Annotated in this window: 12 protein-coding genes; 1 reads left to right on the top strand and 11 read right to left on the bottom strand. The window is 46.1% G+C overall.

Annotated features, from left to right (window positions below):
- From ACXAGP_RS21930 to ACXAGP_RS21910, 5 genes are all read right to left on the bottom strand, one after another.
- A partial coding sequence (locus ACXAGP_RS21930; RefSeq protein ID WP_038059333.1) for a GTP-binding protein occupies window positions 1–91 on the bottom strand: 91 nt, incomplete at its 3' end.
- 78 nt (window positions 92–169) lie between these two features.
- Window positions 170–2,272, bottom strand: a complete 2,103-nt coding sequence (fusA, locus tag ACXAGP_RS21925; RefSeq protein ID WP_475263930.1) for an elongation factor G — start codon at window positions 2,270–2,272, stop codon at window positions 170–172.
- Window positions 2,273–2,510: 238 nt separating this feature from the next.
- Window positions 2,511–2,981 (bottom strand): 30S ribosomal protein S7, encoded by a 471-nt coding sequence (gene rpsG, locus ACXAGP_RS21920; protein ID WP_338294115.1) that lies wholly within the window; start codon window positions 2,979–2,981, stop codon window positions 2,511–2,513.
- A 73-nt stretch (window positions 2,982–3,054) separates the two neighbouring features.
- The gene (gene rpsL / locus ACXAGP_RS21915; protein WP_475263929.1) at window positions 3,055–3,429 is read right to left on the bottom strand and encodes a 30S ribosomal protein S12; all 375 of its coding nucleotides are present in this window, start codon (window positions 3,427–3,429) and stop codon (window positions 3,055–3,057) included.
- A 193-nt stretch (window positions 3,430–3,622) separates the two neighbouring features.
- Complete coding sequence (locus ACXAGP_RS21910; RefSeq protein ID WP_475263928.1) at window positions 3,623–4,453, bottom strand: hypothetical protein; 831 nt, start codon at window positions 4,451–4,453, stop codon at window positions 3,623–3,625.
- 273 nt (window positions 4,454–4,726) lie between these two features.
- On the opposite strand from ACXAGP_RS21910, the gene ACXAGP_RS21905 reads away from it, so the two are divergent.
- Complete coding sequence (locus ACXAGP_RS21905) at window positions 4,727–5,467, top strand: tellurite resistance TerB family protein (protein ID WP_475263927.1); 741 nt, start codon at window positions 4,727–4,729, stop codon at window positions 5,465–5,467.
- 85 nt (window positions 5,468–5,552) lie between these two features.
- Here ACXAGP_RS21905 and rpoC read toward each other — a convergent pair whose 3' ends face one another.
- From rpoC to rplK, 6 genes are all read right to left on the bottom strand, one after another.
- Window positions 5,553–9,737 carry a DNA-directed RNA polymerase subunit beta' gene (rpoC, locus tag ACXAGP_RS21900; protein ID WP_475263926.1) on the bottom strand — a complete coding sequence of 1,395 codons (4,185 nt, stop codon included), beginning with the start codon at window positions 9,735–9,737 and terminating at the stop codon, window positions 5,553–5,555.
- A 102-nt stretch (window positions 9,738–9,839) separates the two neighbouring features.
- On the bottom strand, window positions 9,840–13,868 hold the full coding sequence (gene rpoB, locus ACXAGP_RS21895) for a DNA-directed RNA polymerase subunit beta (RefSeq protein WP_475263931.1): 4,029 nt from the start codon (window positions 13,866–13,868) through the stop codon (window positions 9,840–9,842).
- A 257-nt stretch (window positions 13,869–14,125) separates the two neighbouring features.
- A complete protein-coding gene (gene rplL / locus ACXAGP_RS21890; protein WP_338294119.1) occupies window positions 14,126–14,503 on the bottom strand; it encodes a 50S ribosomal protein L7/L12 in 378 nt (125 codons plus the stop codon).
- A gap of 61 nt (window positions 14,504–14,564) precedes the next feature.
- Window positions 14,565–15,092: a 50S ribosomal protein L10 gene (gene rplJ / locus ACXAGP_RS21885; RefSeq protein WP_338294120.1), complete on the bottom strand. Its 528-nt coding sequence runs from the start codon at window positions 15,090–15,092 to the stop codon at window positions 14,565–14,567.
- Between the two features lie 278 nt (window positions 15,093–15,370).
- The gene (gene rplA, locus ACXAGP_RS21880; RefSeq protein WP_475263925.1) at window positions 15,371–16,066 is read right to left on the bottom strand and encodes a 50S ribosomal protein L1; all 696 of its coding nucleotides are present in this window, start codon (window positions 16,064–16,066) and stop codon (window positions 15,371–15,373) included.
- 3 nt (window positions 16,067–16,069) lie between these two features.
- Window positions 16,070–16,498, bottom strand: a complete 429-nt coding sequence (gene rplK / locus ACXAGP_RS21875; RefSeq protein ID WP_475263924.1) for a 50S ribosomal protein L11 — start codon at window positions 16,496–16,498, stop codon at window positions 16,070–16,072.
- Between the last annotated feature and the right edge of the window lie 526 nt (window positions 16,499–17,024).

Below are 17,024 nucleotides of genomic sequence, written 5' to 3'. Positions count from 1 at the left end.
CTGCAGTCAGAGTTGTTTTACCGTGGTCAACGTGGCCGATTGTACCTACGTTTACGTGCGGTTTCGTACGTTCAAACTTTTCTTTTGCCATTGTTCTCTATTTCCTAAATTTCAAAAAGTCCGGTCACGAATCCCCTAAAAGAGATGGTGATACCCGGACCGAACTTACTTAATTTCTTGCCTCAATAATGCCTTTAGCAACATTATTAGGGGCTTCTGCATAATTGTGGAACTCCATAGAATATGAAGCTCGCCCTTGCGTCGCAGACCGCAAATCTGTGGCATAACCAAACATTTCAGACAAAGGAACCTTGGCACGTATTATCTTAATACCGCCAATACCGTCTTCCATACCTTCAATTACACCACGACGACGATTCAGATCACCTACTACATCTCCCATCCAATCTTCGGGAGTTGTAACTTCAACCTTCATCATGGGTTCAAGCAAAACAGGATCTGCTTCCGAGCAACCTTGTTTAAAGCCCATCGAACCCGCTATCTTAAAGGCCATTTCTGAAGAGTCAACATCATGATAAGAACCATCGAATAATGTCACCTTTACGTCGAGCACAGGATAGCCTGCCAGGACACCAAAATGCATTTGTTCTTCACAGCCTTTATCAACCGCAGGGATGAATTCTTTGGGAACCGCACCACCTACAATTTCGTTAACAAATTCATAGCCTTTGCCCTCTTCCTGAGGTTCAACACGCAGCCACACATGACCATACTGGCCACGTCCACCAGACTGACGTACGAATTTACCTTCCACTTCCACTGATTTGCGAATCGTTTCGCGGTAAGCAACCTGAGGATTACCTACGTTACATTCCACTTTAAATTCGCGCTTCATGCGGTCGATGATGATATCCAGGTGCAACTCTCCCATACCGGAGATAATCGTCTGCCCAGACTCTTCATCTGTTTTTACTCTAAAAGACGGATCCTCAGCGGCCAGTTTGCCTAAAGCAATTGACATTTTTTCTTGGTCAGCTTGAGATTTTGGCTCTACCGCGATGGAAATTACCGGCTCAGGGAATTCCATACGCTCCAGAGTGATCACGTGACTTGGATCGCAAAGCGTGTCACCGGTAGTGACATCTTTTAAGCCAATCGCCGCAGCGATATCGCCAGCGCGCACTTCTTTTAATTCTGCACGGTCTTTAGCGTGCATCTGCACGATACGACCAAAGCGTTCTTTTTTACCTTTAACCGGGTTGTATACTGCATCGCCGGTATTTACCACACCTGAGTAACAACGGAAGAAGGTTAAGGTTCCCACAAATGGGTCGGTAGCAATCTTAAAGGCCAACGCCGAGAACGGCTCTTTGTCATCAGCATGACGCTCGTCTTGCGACTCGTCGGCATCATCTTTGTGGCCCTGTATAGCAGGTACTTCAATAGGAGACGGTAAATATTCGATAACCGCATCCAATACTGCCTGTACGCCCTTATTTTTGAACGCCGAGCCACAAGTGGCTAATACGATTTCGTTATTCAGAGTACGAGTACGCAGCCCTGAACGAATTTCTTCTTCAGTAAGCTCACCTTCTTCAAGGTATTTTTCCATCAGCTCATCTGAAGCTTCTGCAGCCGCTTCCACCATCTCCATGCGCATTTCTTCAGCTTTATCCTGAAGATCTGCCGGAATGTCTTCGTAATCAAAGGTCATGCCCTGATCCGCTTCATTCCAGTTGATGGCTTTCATCTTGATAAGGTCGATAACACCTTTGAAATTCTCTTCAGCACCGATATTCAATTGAATCGGTACACAGGTAGCTCCCAAACGCTTGCGAATTTGTTCAACAACGCGTTCGAAGTCGGCACCGGCGCGGTCCATTTTATTAACGAAGACCATGCGTGGTACGTGATATTTGTTCGCCTGACGCCATACCGTCTCGGATTGTGGCTCAACACCAGAAGAACCACAGAACACCACAACCGCACCATCCAGTACGCGCAAAGAGCGCTCTACTTCGATAGTGAAGTCAACGTGTCCGGGTGTGTCGATAATATTAATGCGGTGCTGGTCGTACTGGGCCTGCATCCCTTTCCAGAAACAGGTGGTCGCCGCTGAGGTAATGGTAATACCACGCTCTTGCTCTTGTTCCATCCAGTCCATGGTGGCTGCACCATCGTGCACTTCACCAATCTTGTGGGACAAGCCAGTGTAGAATAAAACCCTTTCGGTAGTGGTCGTTTTTCCCGCGTCCACGTGAGCTACGATACCGATGTTCCGGTATAACTCAATGGGAGTAGTACGAGCCATAGTGTCCTCTCAATTAAAGGAAATTATCGGTGTTGATTCATGCAACTCCGCACGAATCCAATCAATTCTCATTCAAGAAAATAATTCTTTTTGCAAAAAGCATTTTCTTGAACCACAAAAGACCTTGTCTTTTGCCAAATCTCGTCGACATAAATGTCGACCTACATAACGTATTACGGAGAGGACTAGCCTCTCCGTGATAACCAAACAAATTTGGATTTTTGCTACTGCCAGCAGATTACCAGCGGTAGTGTGCGAACGCTTTGTTCGCTTCAGCCATACGGTGAACGTCTTCACGTTTCTTAACCGCAGAACCTTTGTTTTCTGACGCATCAGCCATTTCAGCAGCAAGGCGTAACGCCATAGATTTTTCACCACGCTTACGAGCAGCTTCAACCATCCAACGCATACCTAATGCGTTACGACGTACAGGGCGAACTTCAACCGGTACCTGGTAGGTAGAACCACCAACACGGCGAGATTTAACCTCTACGTTAGGACGGATGTTGTCCAGAGCAGCTTCGAAAATGTCCAGGTGATCTTTACCTGTTTTTTCAGCAGCGGCGTCTAGTGCACCGTAAACGATTTTTTCAGCAGTTGATTTTTTGCCGTCTAGCATAACAACATTAATGAATTTAGCTAACAGCTGTGATCCGAACTTAGGATCAGGTAGGATTTTACGTTGTCCTACGACTCTTCTTCTTGGCATCTTAATTCTCCGAATTGATTCAGGATTATCCCAAAACGTTAATACTTAGTTTGGCCTTACTAACGGAGAACCGTTAAGACTTGGGCCTTTTCGTTCCGTACTTAGAACGGGCTTGCTTACGGTCGTTAACACCTGCACAGTCAAGCGTACCGCGAACTGTGTGATAACGAACACCTGGTAGGTCTTTAACACGACCACCACGGATTAATACAACACTGTGTTCCTGAAGGTTGTGACCTTCACCACCGATGTATGAACTTACTTCGAAACCGTTAGTCAGACGTACACGACATACTTTACGTAACGCTGAGTTAGGCTTCTTAGGGGTAGTAGTATATACACGAGTACATACACCACGACGTTGTGGACAAGCATCCAGTGCTGCTACGTTGCTTTTCGCAGGCTTTTTAGCACGGGGCTTGCGCACCAGTTGGTTAACTGTTGCCATTCTAGCTCCTAAAAATTAAACAAAAAATTTGGTTCCCATTGAACTTCAATACGAACCCACTGCTGATTTTGCTGCTATAGCCCGAAAATTCAGGCTTTTTAATGAAAAATCCGCGCCCATTAGGGATTTACCCCAAAATGAGGTCGCGGAATTCTATAGATCAATTGTTGAACTGTCAATAAATGAATCAGTATCAGAAAGGATTACCGCCGTTTAAAGCGTACTGAGTTTGTCCAGCCACACCGCCGCTTACTGCATGTCGAATCATGACACCCGCCAAAGCATGCTGCAAACAACCTTCTGCATTCCATTCTATTTTACCATATCCGTACTTCTGAGCACCGCCATTAAATGTAACAGATACCGTTTCGTGGGCCCCTAGGACCATACCCGACGTCGTGAACAAATCAGAAGAATTGGCAACATTGTTGCCGTTGTGAATAATTTGAGTTCCAGATTCTGAGGTTTCATCATAGATGGTACCGTCTTGCGCGAATAACGTTAATTTCACTGTAACGGCCTGATCTGTGACGTTACTCAACCGCAGGTAGTTATACAAGGTGCTCGAAATAAAGTACTTGGACCATCCGGGAATAATCCCCTGCCCCGATGATTGAGGTATTGTGCTCGCATCAGCTGTAAGCGCCTGACTAAAATCCTGACCATTTAGCGTTAAACTCAGTACTACATTCGGATCATTAACATCAACAATATTGTCATTCACCGAATAATCTGGCAGGTAACGATTCAGCTGGCTCAGGTTATCTCGAGTTCCCGCAGAAGCATCATTTGCAGATACAGCTTTATTAACTCCTTCAGCTAAGAGCTTTGGCCAAACGTCAGCATTTAGGGAATTGCTATCAATCGCCTGATTTATCACCGTATTATCGATAGAGAGAGTTAGCATGTCACCATCAGAAAGTGCTGTACCGTTAATTTGATAGCGTTGCGTCCCGCACTGCTCAGCTAGTGAGCCTATGCTTACTACCATTAACGCCAAACCTGTAATTAACCGTTTTTTCATCGAATGTCCTTCCTTTATAAGTAAAACTGGTATTCCCACAAACCAGTTTAAAACGAGCAAATAATTGCACAAGTCATATTTGGAAAACTCTATCCAAAAATGGCTTTTTTAGCGGGGAGAGATGAACATTATAAAAACAAAGGAGATTTATGATGCAAAACCCCCCAACTGACACCTGAATACTAAACAGAAATTCTCTGTGACACTTTTTCCCCTGAATACTCTATAAAGGAGTGATAGCCTGTAAAAGGTGAATAAAAGAGGCAAGATTTTATGAAAGATCTCCAAAAGATGTTAGGTGGCCTGAGTAAAAGTGGTTTTATGTCAGGTATGGCAGGCGGCGCTGTAAGTGGTGTGATCACCAATTTGGCCATGGGCAAAAGCTCGAAGAAAACCAAAAAAATGGGTAAAAGTGCACTTAAAGTTGGGACGCTCGCCGCAGTAGGCGGTTTGGCCTGGAAGGCCTACCAAAGCTATAACCAGCAAAAAGTTAATGGACAAAGTACCGCGCAAGCCTCCAGTCCGGCTTACACCTACACACCACAACAAGCCACATCGGCTCAACAACATACTTACTCCAAACCAGAGCCTAAAACCTTCAATTATGGAAGAGTATCGGAAGACCGGTTTGATGAAATCATCGAGGATGACAGCGCAGAAGGCGGTCAGATGCTGCTAATGCAAGCCATGATTGCAGCCGCTTACGCCGATGGCCATATCGATGGTGAAGAGCAGCAACGAATTTTTAATCAAGTAGAGCAGATGGATTTAACGGTGGCAGAAAAAGCCTCATTATTTGATGAACTGCGCAAGCCTAAATCCATGCAGCAAATCGTTTCCAATGTGCCGGATGCCGAAACGGGTGTGGAAGTATATGCAGCTTCTTTATTAGCCATTGATGAAAGCTTGTCGGTTTCTCAGCAGTATCTGGACAACCTGGCGCAACACCTGTGTATTCCCAGAGAACTTCGCTCAGCCATTCATAACCAGGCTCAGCAAGCACGCCTGCAATAGTGACAAACTAATCCGGTTACCCACTGTTCCCGTTTACAGACATAAAAAAAGCGCCATCAGGCGCTTTTTTCAATTAGAGCTGGAATTACTCATCAGAAGCAGAGTTATCTGCGCCTAATACTTCAGCATTAAGTGCTTCAGTCAATGCCGCTTCTGCTTCTTCGGCAGAAACAGACAGGTCTTCCATGGCGTCCATCTTGTTAGCAAGACGTTTCTTGTGATACGCCAGACCAGTACCAGCAGGGATCAGGCGGCCAACGATAACGTTTTCTTTCAGACCACGTAAATCATCTGTCTTACCTTGAACCGCAGCTTCAGTCAGTACGCGCGTTGTTTCCTGGAACGACGCCGCTGAGATGAAGGATTCAGTAGACAGTGATGCCTTAGTGATACCCAGCAATTGCAACTCGTATTTCGCAGTCATCTTACCGGCTTTTTCAAGCTCACGGTTAGCAATGTGTACCGCGGAAACTTCACACTGTTCGCCTTCCAGGAACATAGTGTCACCTGGATCAGTGATAATACACTTACGCAACATCTGGCGAATAACAACCTCGATGTGCTTATCGTTAATTTTTACACCCTGTAAGCGATAAACTTCCTGAACCTCGTTCACGATGTAGTTAGAAACTGCACTTACGCCACGCAGACGCAAGATATCGTGTGGAGACTCTGGACCGTCAGCGATTACTTCACCTTTTTCGATGTTCTCACCTTCGAATACGTTGATCTGACGCCATTTAGGAATCATCTCTTCGTGGTGATCACCCTCTTTCGGTGTAATCGTCAGACGCTTCTTACCTTTAGTTTCTTTACCGAAACCGATGGTACCGGAGATTTCCGCCAGAATCGCAGGCTCTTTAGGCTTACGCGCTTCGAACAAGTCGGCTACGCGTGGTAGACCACCCGTGATGTCACGAGTCTTCGAGCTTTCCTGAGGAATACGAGCAATGGTATCACCCACTTCAGCCGTTGCACCATCAGCAATATCGATAGTGGTAAAGCTTGGTAGACGAATTTCCTGCAGACCAACTTCTTCAATTTCCAGAATCAGTTTAGGCTCTTTAGCATTGGCTAAGGACAAGTCTTTAACTACGATACGAGACAGACCCGTCAGGTCGTCTTGCTGCATCTCAGTGTTGGAATCGTCAACGTCAGAGAAGCTTACTCGCGCTTTACGCTCTACTACGATTGGGTGGGAATGCGGATCCCAGTTTGCCACAATCGCGCCAGCTTCTACTGCTGCGCCATCATCTACTGACAATTTCGCACCGTAAGGCAATCTATAACGCTCTTTCTCACGACCGAACTCATCGATTACCGTCAGTTCAGTTGAACGCGATACGATAACAATCTTGCCGTCTGTGTTAGTTACATACTTAGCGTTGTGCAGTTTCAGATGACCATCGTTTTTGATCTGTACGCTGTTTTCTGCAGACGCTCTTGATGCCGCACCACCAATGTGGAAGGTACGCATCGTTAACTGTGTACCTGGTTCACCGATTGACTGTGCGGCGATAACACCCACAGATTCACCAGCGCCAACCATGTGACCGCGTGCAAGGTCACGACCGTAACACTTAGCACACACACCGAAGTCGTTTTCACAGGTAATTACCGAGCGAACGATAACCTGGTCTACTGAGTGAGACTCAAGGAAGTCCACCAGTTTTTCGTCAAGTAATACGTTACGCTCAACCAGAACTTCAGTAGTTCCTGGCTTCAATACGTCTTCTGCAACAACACGACCCAATACGCGCTCGCGCAATGGCTCTACAACGTCACCACCTTCGATCAATGGCTTCATGACGATACCGTCAAAGGTGCCACAGTCGTCGTTGTTGATAACAACGTCTTGAGCAACGTCAACCAGACGACGCGTCAGATAACCTGAGTTAGCCGTTTTCAATGCCGTATCGGCCAAACCTTTACGTGCACCGTGGGTTGAGATGAAGTACTGAAGTACGTTCAGACCTTCACGGAAGTTAGCGGTAATGGGTGTTTCGATGATTGAGCCATCTGGCTTAGCCATCAGACCACGCATACCGGCCAACTGACGAATCTGAGCGGGGCTACCACGAGCACCGGAGTCCGCCATCATGTATACAGAATTAAGTGAATCTTGCTTCTCGTGCTCACCGTCGCGATTTAACACTTCTTCGGTAGACAAGTTGCTCATCATCGCCTTAGCTACGCGTTCGTTAGCTGCAGACCAGATATCGATTACTTTGTTATAACGCTCACCTGCGGTTACCAAACCAGACTGGAACTGTTCCTGAATTTCAGTTACTTCAGCTTCAGCCGCATCGATGATTTCAGACTTCTCATCTGGAATAACCATATCGTCGATACCGATAGACACACCAGACTTCATCGCGTAATGGAAACCAGTGTACATAACTTGGTCAGCGGTGATTACGGTGTCTTTCAGACCCAAACGACGGTAGCAAGCGTTCAATAATTTAGAGATTTGCTTTTTACCCATTGGCTGATTGATCAGCTCAAAAGGCATGCCTTCTGGCAAGATACCGAACAGAATCGCACGACCTACGGTAGTTTCAACTACAGAGGTTCTTTCGTGGCGATTGCCATCAATATCAATTTCAACTTCAGTCAAACGCACTTTAACGCGAGCATGCAATTCTGCCTGACCAGTGCGGTAGGCTTTTTCTGCTTCTTCTTTGTTCGCGAAAACCATGCCTTCGCCTTTGGCGTTAACACGGGCGCGGGTCATGTAATACAGACCCAATACAACGTCCTGAGAAGGTACGATGATTGGCTCACCGTTCGCAGGAGACAGGATGTTGTTGGTAGACATCATCAGGGCACGTGATTCCAACTGCGCTTCCAGCGTCAGTGGTACGTGAACAGCCATTTGGTCACCATCGAAGTCGGCGTTATAGGCCGCACACACTAGTGGGTGCAGTTGGATCGCTTTACCTTCGATCAGGATAGGTTCAAACGCCTGAATACCCAATCTGTGCAGAGTCGGTGCACGGTTAAGTAGTACCGGGTGTTCACGGATAACTTCGTCCAGAACATCCCATACTTCTGCCGCTTCGCGCTCAACCATTTTCTTAGCAGCTTTGATGGTAGTAGCAAGACCACGACCTTCTAACTTACCGTAGATGAAGGGCTTGAACAGCTCCAATGCCATTTTCTTAGGCAGACCACACTGGTGCAAACGCAGTGTAGGACCAACGGTGATTACAGAACGGCCTGAGTAGTCAACACGCTTACCTAGCAGGTTCTGACGGAAACGACCTTGTTTACCTTTGATCATATCAGCCAAAGATTTCAAAGGACGCTTGTTAGAACCGGTGATAGCACGGCCACGACGACCATTGTCTAATAACGCATCTACCGCTTCCTGCAACATACGCTTTTCGTTGCGTACGATAATGTCAGGTGCAGCAAGGTCTAATAGACGCTTAAGACGGTTGTTACGGTTGATTACACGACGGTATAAATCGTTCAAATCAGACGTGGCAAAACGACCACCATCTAGTGGTACCAATGGACGCAAGTCTGGCGGCAGTACCGGCAGAACGGTCATGATCATCCACTCTGGCTTGTTACCAGATTGTTGGAACGATTCTAGTAATTTAAGACGCTTGGTGATTTTCTTTTTCTTGGTTTCAGAGTTGATTGAAGGCAACTCTTCACGCATTGCAGCAACATCTGCATCAACGTCAAGCTCTTGTAGCAAATCGAATACCGCTTCGGCACCCATTTTTGCTTCAAACTCATCACCGTGCTCTTCCAGCGAGTCCAGATATTCTTCTTCAGTAAGAAGCTGGCTGCGCTCAAGCGTTGTCATACCTGGCTCGGTAACAACGTAAGATTCAAAATACAGCACGCGCTCGATATCACGCAAGGTCATATCCAGCATCAAACCAATACGGCTCGGCAGTGATTTCAAGAACCAGATGTGAGCAACCGGGCTTGCCAGTTCGATGTGACCCATACGCTCGCGACGAACTTTGGTCAGGGTAACTTCTACGCCACACTTCTCACAAATTACACCACGGTGCTTAAGACGCTTGTACTTACCACACAAACATTCGTAGTCTTTCACCGGGCCAAAGATACGCGCACAAAACAAACCATCACGCTCTGGCTTGAAGGTACGGTAGTTAATCGTTTCGGGTTTTTTAACTTCCCCGTACGACCAGCTGCGGATCATGTCAGGCGAGGCCAGACCGATTCGAATCTGATCGAATTCTTCAGTTTTGTTTTGTTGCTTAAGAAACTTAAGTAAATCTTTCACGATTTTCTCCCAACGGAGTCACTTATTATTCGATGCCAGTTCCCGTTTCGGTAACTGGCATCGCTACCTGTTCAGTCCCGAAGGACTTTAAAGAGGGTTCTCTTACTGCTCTTCCAGCTCGATGTTGATACCCAGTGAGCGGATCTCTTTCAACAATACATTGAAGGACTCCGGCATACCAGGTTCCATGCGATGATCACCGTCAACGATGTTTTTATACATCTTAGTACGACCATTCACGTCATCGGACTTAACCGTCAACATTTCTTGCAGAGTATAGGCGGCACCGTATGCTTCCAGTGCCCACACTTCCATCTCACCGAAACGCTGACCACCGAACTGAGCTTTACCACCCAACGGCTGCTGTGTAACCAAGCTGTAAGAACCAGTAGAACGAGCGTGCATTTTGTCGTCTACCAAGTGGTTCAGTTTCAGCATGTACATATAGCCCACTGTTACCGGACGTTCAAACTCTTGACCAGTACGGCCATCACATAGCTTGATTTGTCCGCTTTCAGGGATGTCAGCAAGAGTCAGTAACTCTTTAATTTCGGCTTCAGTTGCACCGTCGAATACTGGCGTTGCAATAGGTACACCTTTGCGCAGATTGTCTGCCAAACGGATAACTTCATCATCAGTGAAAGACGCAATGTCCACTTCCTGACGATGTGTACCAGAGCTGTATACCTGAGTCAGGAACTCGCGTAGTTTGGCGATTTCTTGCTGCTCTTTAAGCATGCGATCAATCTTCACGCCAAGGCCACGTGCAGCCATACCCAAGTGAGTTTCCAGGATCTGTCCCACGTTCATACGAGACGGGACACCTAGCGGGTTAAGCACGATATCTACCGGCTCACCATTCTCATCGTAAGGCATGTCTTCTACAGGCTGGATTGAGGAGATAACACCTTTGTTACCGTGACGTCCGGCCATTTTATCACCAGGCTGGATGTGACGTTTAACCGCAAGGTAAACCTTAACAATCTTAAGTACGCCTGGCGCCAGGTCATCACCTTGAGTGATCTTACGACGCTTGTTCTCGAACTTCTTATCGAAGTCGTCTTTAACAGCGGCGTACTGATCAGCGGCTTGATCCAGCTCAGCTTGTGCATCTTCGTCGCGCAGTGGTAAATCGAACCACTTCTCACGCGGTGTGCCATTTAACTTATCTTCAGAGATATTGTTGGCAACCAACAGGTTGCGAGCACGAGCAAAGATACCATCCGCCAGAATACCGAATTCGTCGCCCAGGTCTTTCTTAACCTGACGCAACTGCATGTCTTCGATTTCCAGAGCACGTTTGTCTTTTTCAACGCCGTCACGAGTAAAGATTTGTACGTCGATAACGGTACCGTGAACAGAGTTAGGTACACGTAAAGAAGTATCTTTAACGTCAGAGGCTTTTTCACCAAAGATAGCACGTAGTAGCTTTTCTTCTGGCGTTAATTGCGTTTCGCCTTTCGGAGTAACTTTACCTACCAGGATATCGCCGCCTTTTACTTCAGCACCGATATAAACCACACCAGATTCGTCCAGCTTGCTCAGCGCAGACTCACCCACATTCGGGATATCTGAACTGATTTCTTCTGGCCCAAGCTTAGTATCACGAGCGATACAGCTTAGTTCCTGGATGTGAATGGTAGTGAAACGGTCTTCTTGCGCTACACGCTCAGAAATCAGGATTGAATCCTCGAAGTTGTAACCGTTCCAAGGCATGAATGCGATACGCATGTTCTGACCCAGAGCCAATTCACCCAAGTCAGTTGACGGACCATCAGCCAATACGTCACCCGCAACCACAGGCTCACCGACATTAACGGTAGGCTTCTGGTTGATACAAGTATTCTGGTTAGAACGCGTGTACTTAGTCAGGTTGTAGATATCGATACCAGCTTCACCTGCCACCATCTCGTTTTCGTTAACTTTAACGACGATACGAGAGGCATCTACGAAGTCGATATGACCACCGCGCTTAGCAACAACAGTTACACCTGAGTCGATAGCTACGGTTTTTTCCATACCTGTACCTACTAACGGCTTATCAGCGCGCAGTGTAGGAACAGCCTGACGTTGCATGTTTGAACCCATCAATGCACGGTTGGCGTCATCGTGCTCAAGGAATGGGATAATGCTGGCAGCAACAGAAACGATTTGCTGTGCTGACACGTCCATATATTTAATTTCTTCTTTCGGCATTAAGGTGAATTCACCTCTATGACGACAAGGAACAAGATCATCAGCCAGACGGTTGTTTTCATCCAACTTCGCACTCGCCTGAGCGATTGGGTAGTGACCTTCTTCAATAGCAGATAAGTACTCGATGTCTTCCGTTACTTCGCCGTCTACGATCTTACGGTATGGTGTTTCCAGGAAACCGTAATCGTTAGTACGCGCATAGCTAGACAAGGAGTTGATCAAACCGATGTTTGGACCTTCCGGCGTTTCGATAGGACAAACACGACCGTAGTGAGTCGGATGTACGTCTCGAACTTCGAAGCCTGCACGCTCACGAGTCAAACCGCCCGGACCTAAAGCAGAAATACGACGCTTGTGCGTTACTTCTGATAGCGGGTTGTTTTGGTCCATGAACTGCGACAACTGTGAAGAACCGAAGAATTCTTTAACCGCAGCAGAGATAGGCTTAGCGTTGATTAAATCTTGTGGCATCACGTTATCGAGATCACCCAAGCTCAAACGCTCTTTTACAGCACGCTCAACACGCACCAAACCTACGCGGAATTGGTTTTCGGCCATTTCGCCTACAGAACGGATACGACGGTTACCCAAGTGGTCGATATCGTCCACATCGTCTTTACCGTCACGGATAGCAATCAGTTGCTGCATAACTGCAACGATATCGCTCTTATCCAGGGTACCTGAACCAGTCAGTTCATCGCGACCTAAACGACGGTTGAACTTCATACGGCCTACTGAAGATAAGTCGTAGCGATCATCAGTGAAGAACAGGTTGTCAAATAAGGCTTCTGCTGCATCTTTTGTGGGTGGCTCCCCCGGACGCATCATGCGGTAGATTTCAACAAGGGCTTCTAAACGGTTAGTAGAGTTGTCGATACGCAGAGTATCAGACATGTAAGCACCGTGATCCAACTCATTGATATACAGGGTTTCAAATTCTGTGATACCGGCTTCGTACAGGGCATTCAGATTTTCAGCAGTGGCTTCATCGTTAGCGTTAACAATGATTTCGCCAGTGCTTTCATCCATATAGGTTCTTGCGATCACACGACCCAACAGGAATTCCACTGGAACTTCCAATTCAGACAGACCTAATTTTTCCATCTGACGGGTGTGTCTTGCAGAGATACGACGGCCAGTTTCTACGATAACGTTGCCTTCGTTGTCTTTGATGTCGAAACGTGCAGTTTCGCCACGCAGACGATCAGGAACGATGGAAACTTTAAATACGCCGTTATCCAGGATAACAGTATCTTTGTCGAAGAACAGGCCTAGAATTTCTTCTGTGCCCATATCCATAGCGCGCAGAATAATTGACGCCGGTAATTTACGACGGCGGTCAATACGAACGAAAAGATTATCTTTTGGATCGAATTCGAAGTCCAACCAGGAACCGCGGTAAGGAATAACGCGCGCGTTATACAACACTTTACCGGATGAGTGTGTTTTACCTTTGTCGTGATCAAAGAACACGCCTGGTGAACGGTGAAGCTGAGAAACAATAACACGCTCAGTACCATTGATAACAAAGGTACCTGTGTCTGTCATGAGTGGAATTTCACCCATGTATACTTCTTGCTCTTTAATATCTTTTACTGTGCCTGGCGCTGCTTCCTTGTCGAATAAAACAAGACGCAACTTAACACGAAGTGGTGCGGAGAATGTCACACCACGAATTTGACATTCTTTGACGTCAAATACTGGTTCGCCCAATCGATAACTTACATACTGCAGCTCTGAATTTCCCGAGTAGCTTTTAATCGGAAAAACAGAACGGAAAGCAGCTTCCAGACCATACTGGCCTTCCGCATCGATCTCGATGAACTTACGGAAAGAGTCTAATTGTATGGAAAGTAGATAAGGTATTTCGAGTACCTGGGGGCGTTTACCAAAATCCTTGCGGATACGTTTCTTTTCGCTATAAGAGTAAACCATGGATTCCTCAGCCTGCTGATCTTTAACCCTGATATCTCTTGTAAGAGACATATATGTATTCAGCACCGTTTTACTTTTTTCAATATCAGACCAATACACAGTGCGAATGATTTATTGGTTTGATATTGCTATTTTTTGCGCTTTGAGAGGATAGACACTAAACGGAGAACCTGCACTATCCTACAGCGCAAAAAGGCTGGTGCTCAAATAAGCACCAGCCTAAGCCTTTTCAGGCAGTAATTACGTACGAGTACGAATTACTTAATTTCAACTTCAGCACCAGCGCCTTCAAGTTCAGCTTTAAGTGCTTCAGCTTCGTCTTTAGATACACCTTCTTTGATAGCTTTAGGAGCTGATTCAACAACTTCTTTAGCTTCTTTAAGGCCAAGACCAGTCGCGCCGCGAACTGCCTTGATTACTGCAACCTTGTTACCACCGAAAGAAGTCAGAACTACGTCGAATTCAGTCTTCTCTTCAGCAGCAGCACCTGCGTCGCCAGCAGGGCCAGCAGCTACAGCTACAGCAGCAGTTGCTTCAACACCGAATTTTTCTTCGGCAGCTTCGATCAGTTCAACCAGTTCCATTACTGGCATTTCAGCGATCGCGTTTAAGATATCTTCTTTAGTTAGAGCCATTTCTCTAAACTCCTGGGTTTAAAAATTTAAAACAAATCAATGAATTAAGAAACTGTTTTTTTTATTCAGCTTCTTTTTTCTCTTTAATAGCCGTCAATACGCGGGCAAACTTGCTTGGTACTTCGTTAATAGTCTGTACAAACTTGCCAACAGGCGCTTTGAAGGTAGCAAGCAATTTCGCCAACGCTTCGTCGCGTGTTGGTAAGGAAGCTACTGCGTCCAGTTTTTCTGGACCCAACAAACCACTACCGATTGATAACGCGGTTACGTTCAACTTGTCATTCTCTTTAGAGAAATCTTTGAACAAACGCGCTGCACCACCTGGCGCATCCAAAGAAAAGCCGTAAATCAGAGGGCCTTTCAGTGCATCATCCATTCCTGTGAACTTGCTTTCAGCCAGAGCACGCTTTGCCAAAGTGTTACGGATAACACGCAGGTAAACGCCTTGCTCACGTGCTTTAACACGCAGTTCAGTCAGGTCTGCAACTTCCATTCCGCGATATTCAGCGACGGCAACGGATAGAGCGCGAGATGCAACATCAGTTACTTCTGCTACAATCTCTTTTTTTGCTTCTAAGCCTAGTGCCACTGAGATCACCTTTTAGTTGTCTGAGAATTGCTTCTCAGGTTTCACAGATAAATGGAGCTCAACTTGCGCTTTACTCCACCTTTCTACGGTGTTCTTTAGTCCCAGAGAGTCTGAGTCGAACCACCGTCTGCGTAGGCATACATTAAACGCTGTAATTAGCGTACCTACGGTCTAGGACGGGAGCTTGCATTTCTTTTCAGAGCTACAAACTCCAACCCAATTTCTTATTTCGGTGCTAATTCAAAACTGAATTAACTCTCGCACCTTCAAGGTTTGTCTTATTGAGACAAAGAGCCTTGATCTAAAGTTAAACCAGCGCCCATAGTGGTGCTCAGGCTAACTTTCTTGATGTATGTACCTTTAGCAGAAGAAGGCTTAGCTTTCTTAAGCGCTTCTAACAGAGCTTCAAGGTTTTCCTGGATTTGATTAGCTTCAAAAGCAATCTTACCAATGCTGGCGTGGATGATACCGTTCTTGTCGTTTCTGTAACGAACCTGACCTGCTTTTGCATTTTTAACTGCAGTCGCAACGTCTGGCGTAACCGTACCAGTCTTAGGGTTAGGCATCAGGCCACGTGGACCTAAGATTTGACCTAACTGACCAACAACGCGCATTGCATCAGGAGAAGCAACAACAACGTCAAAGTTCATTTCGCCTTTCTTAACTTGCTCAGCCAGGTCATCCATACCAACGATGTCTGCACCAGCTTCTTTAGCAGCTTCAGCGTTTGCACCTTGAGTAAATACGGCTACGCGCACTTCTTTACCAGTACCGTTAGGCAGTACAGTTGCACCGCGAACGTTTTGATCAGATTTACGAGCATCGATACCCAGGTTAACAGCAACATCTACGCTTTCAGCGAATTTAGCTGTTGCTAATTCTTTCAACAAAGCTACCGCTTCATTGATTTGATATTCTTTAGTGGCGTCTACTTTATCGCGGACCAGACGAGCGCGTTTTGTTAACTTAGCCATGGATTATCCCTCTACCGTCAGACCCATACTGCGGGCAGAGCCAGCAATAGTACGAACAGCTGCGTCAAGATCAGCAGCAGTCAAATCAGGTTCTTTAGTCTTAGCAATTTCTTCCAATTGAGCGCGCGTCACTTTACCCACTTTTTCAGTGTTAGGACGACCAGAACCACTCTTAACGCCAGCTGCTTTCTTCAATAAGAAAGACGCAGGTGGAGTCTTGGTTTCGAAAGTGAAAGAACGGTCTTCGTATACAAAGATTTCAACTGGAACCGGAGCACCTTTTTCCATGCTCTCAGTTTTAGCGTTGAACGCTTTACAGAATTCCATGATGTTAACACCGTGTTGACCTAACGCAGGACCAACTGGTGGACTTGGGTTTGCGGCACCCGCAGCTACTTGTAGCTTGATAATGCCTGTAACTTTTTTAGCCATTACTCTCTTCTCTAATTTATGGGTTAAACGCCTCGCAAATACAGAAGAATACTTGCTTCAACGGCTCCCCGCTTACAAAAAGGCCGCAGATTATATTTTAATCTACGACCTCTGACAACCATTAATTTGGATTTTGTGAAATTTATATTGTAGGTCGAGATTTATCTCGACAACTTTCTTAAATCAATCATCGATGTCGACATGAATGTCGACCTACATCGCCCTTCATCTAATCTAGAAAAACTTGCGTTCCACCAGAGAGGTTTAATTGTAGGTTCGGCTTGAACTACACGGATGTAGTGAATGCAGATTTTGCAGGAGCAAAAATCTGCGAGCCGGACAACAGTGCTAAATTGAAGCATTGTTGTCGAACTTCGCCGTCCATCATCTAATCAATAATAATTTGCATTCCATCATGGAGGTTTAAACCGTCCTTGGTGAGGGCTTTGATTCCCGACTTTACTTTGTGCACTCCACGTTTCAACGCACGGGGGACAAACTTCGATGCCCTTCACCTAATCGAAAA

The organism is Planctobacterium sp. AWM4_229, from assembly GCF_056160305.1.
Note: the sequence above shows the minus strand (reverse complement) of the source record. Positions and strands in the feature narration are given on the sequence as shown.

Bases quoted from the DNA above. Each gene is read 5' to 3' on its own strand.
- rpsL (WP_475263929.1), bottom strand. From the start codon at position 3,429: ATGGCAACAGTTAACCAACTGGTGCGCAAGCCCCGTGCTAAAAAGCCT.
- rplA (WP_475263925.1), bottom strand. From the start codon at position 16,066: ATGGCTAAGTTAACAAAACGCGCTCGTCTGGTCCGCGATAAAGTAGAC.
- ACXAGP_RS21905 (WP_475263927.1), top strand. From the start codon at position 4,727: ATGAAAGATCTCCAAAAGATGTTAGGTGGCCTGAGTAAAAGTGGTTTT.
- ACXAGP_RS21910 (WP_475263928.1), bottom strand. From the start codon at position 4,453: ATGAAAAAACGGTTAATTACAGGTTTGGCGTTAATGGTAGTAAGCATA.
- rpsG (WP_338294115.1), bottom strand. From the start codon at position 2,981: ATGCCAAGAAGAAGAGTCGTAGGACAACGTAAAATCCTACCTGATCCT.
- rpoB (WP_475263931.1), bottom strand. From the start codon at position 13,868: ATGGTTTACTCTTATAGCGAAAAGAAACGTATCCGCAAGGATTTTGGT.
- rplL (WP_338294119.1), bottom strand. From the start codon at position 14,503: ATGGCTCTAACTAAAGAAGATATCTTAAACGCGATCGCTGAAATGCCA.
- rplK (WP_475263924.1), bottom strand. From the start codon at position 16,498: ATGGCTAAAAAAGTTACAGGCATTATCAAGCTACAAGTAGCTGCGGGT.
- fusA (WP_475263930.1), bottom strand. From the start codon at position 2,272: ATGGCTCGTACTACTCCCATTGAGTTATACCGGAACATCGGTATCGTA.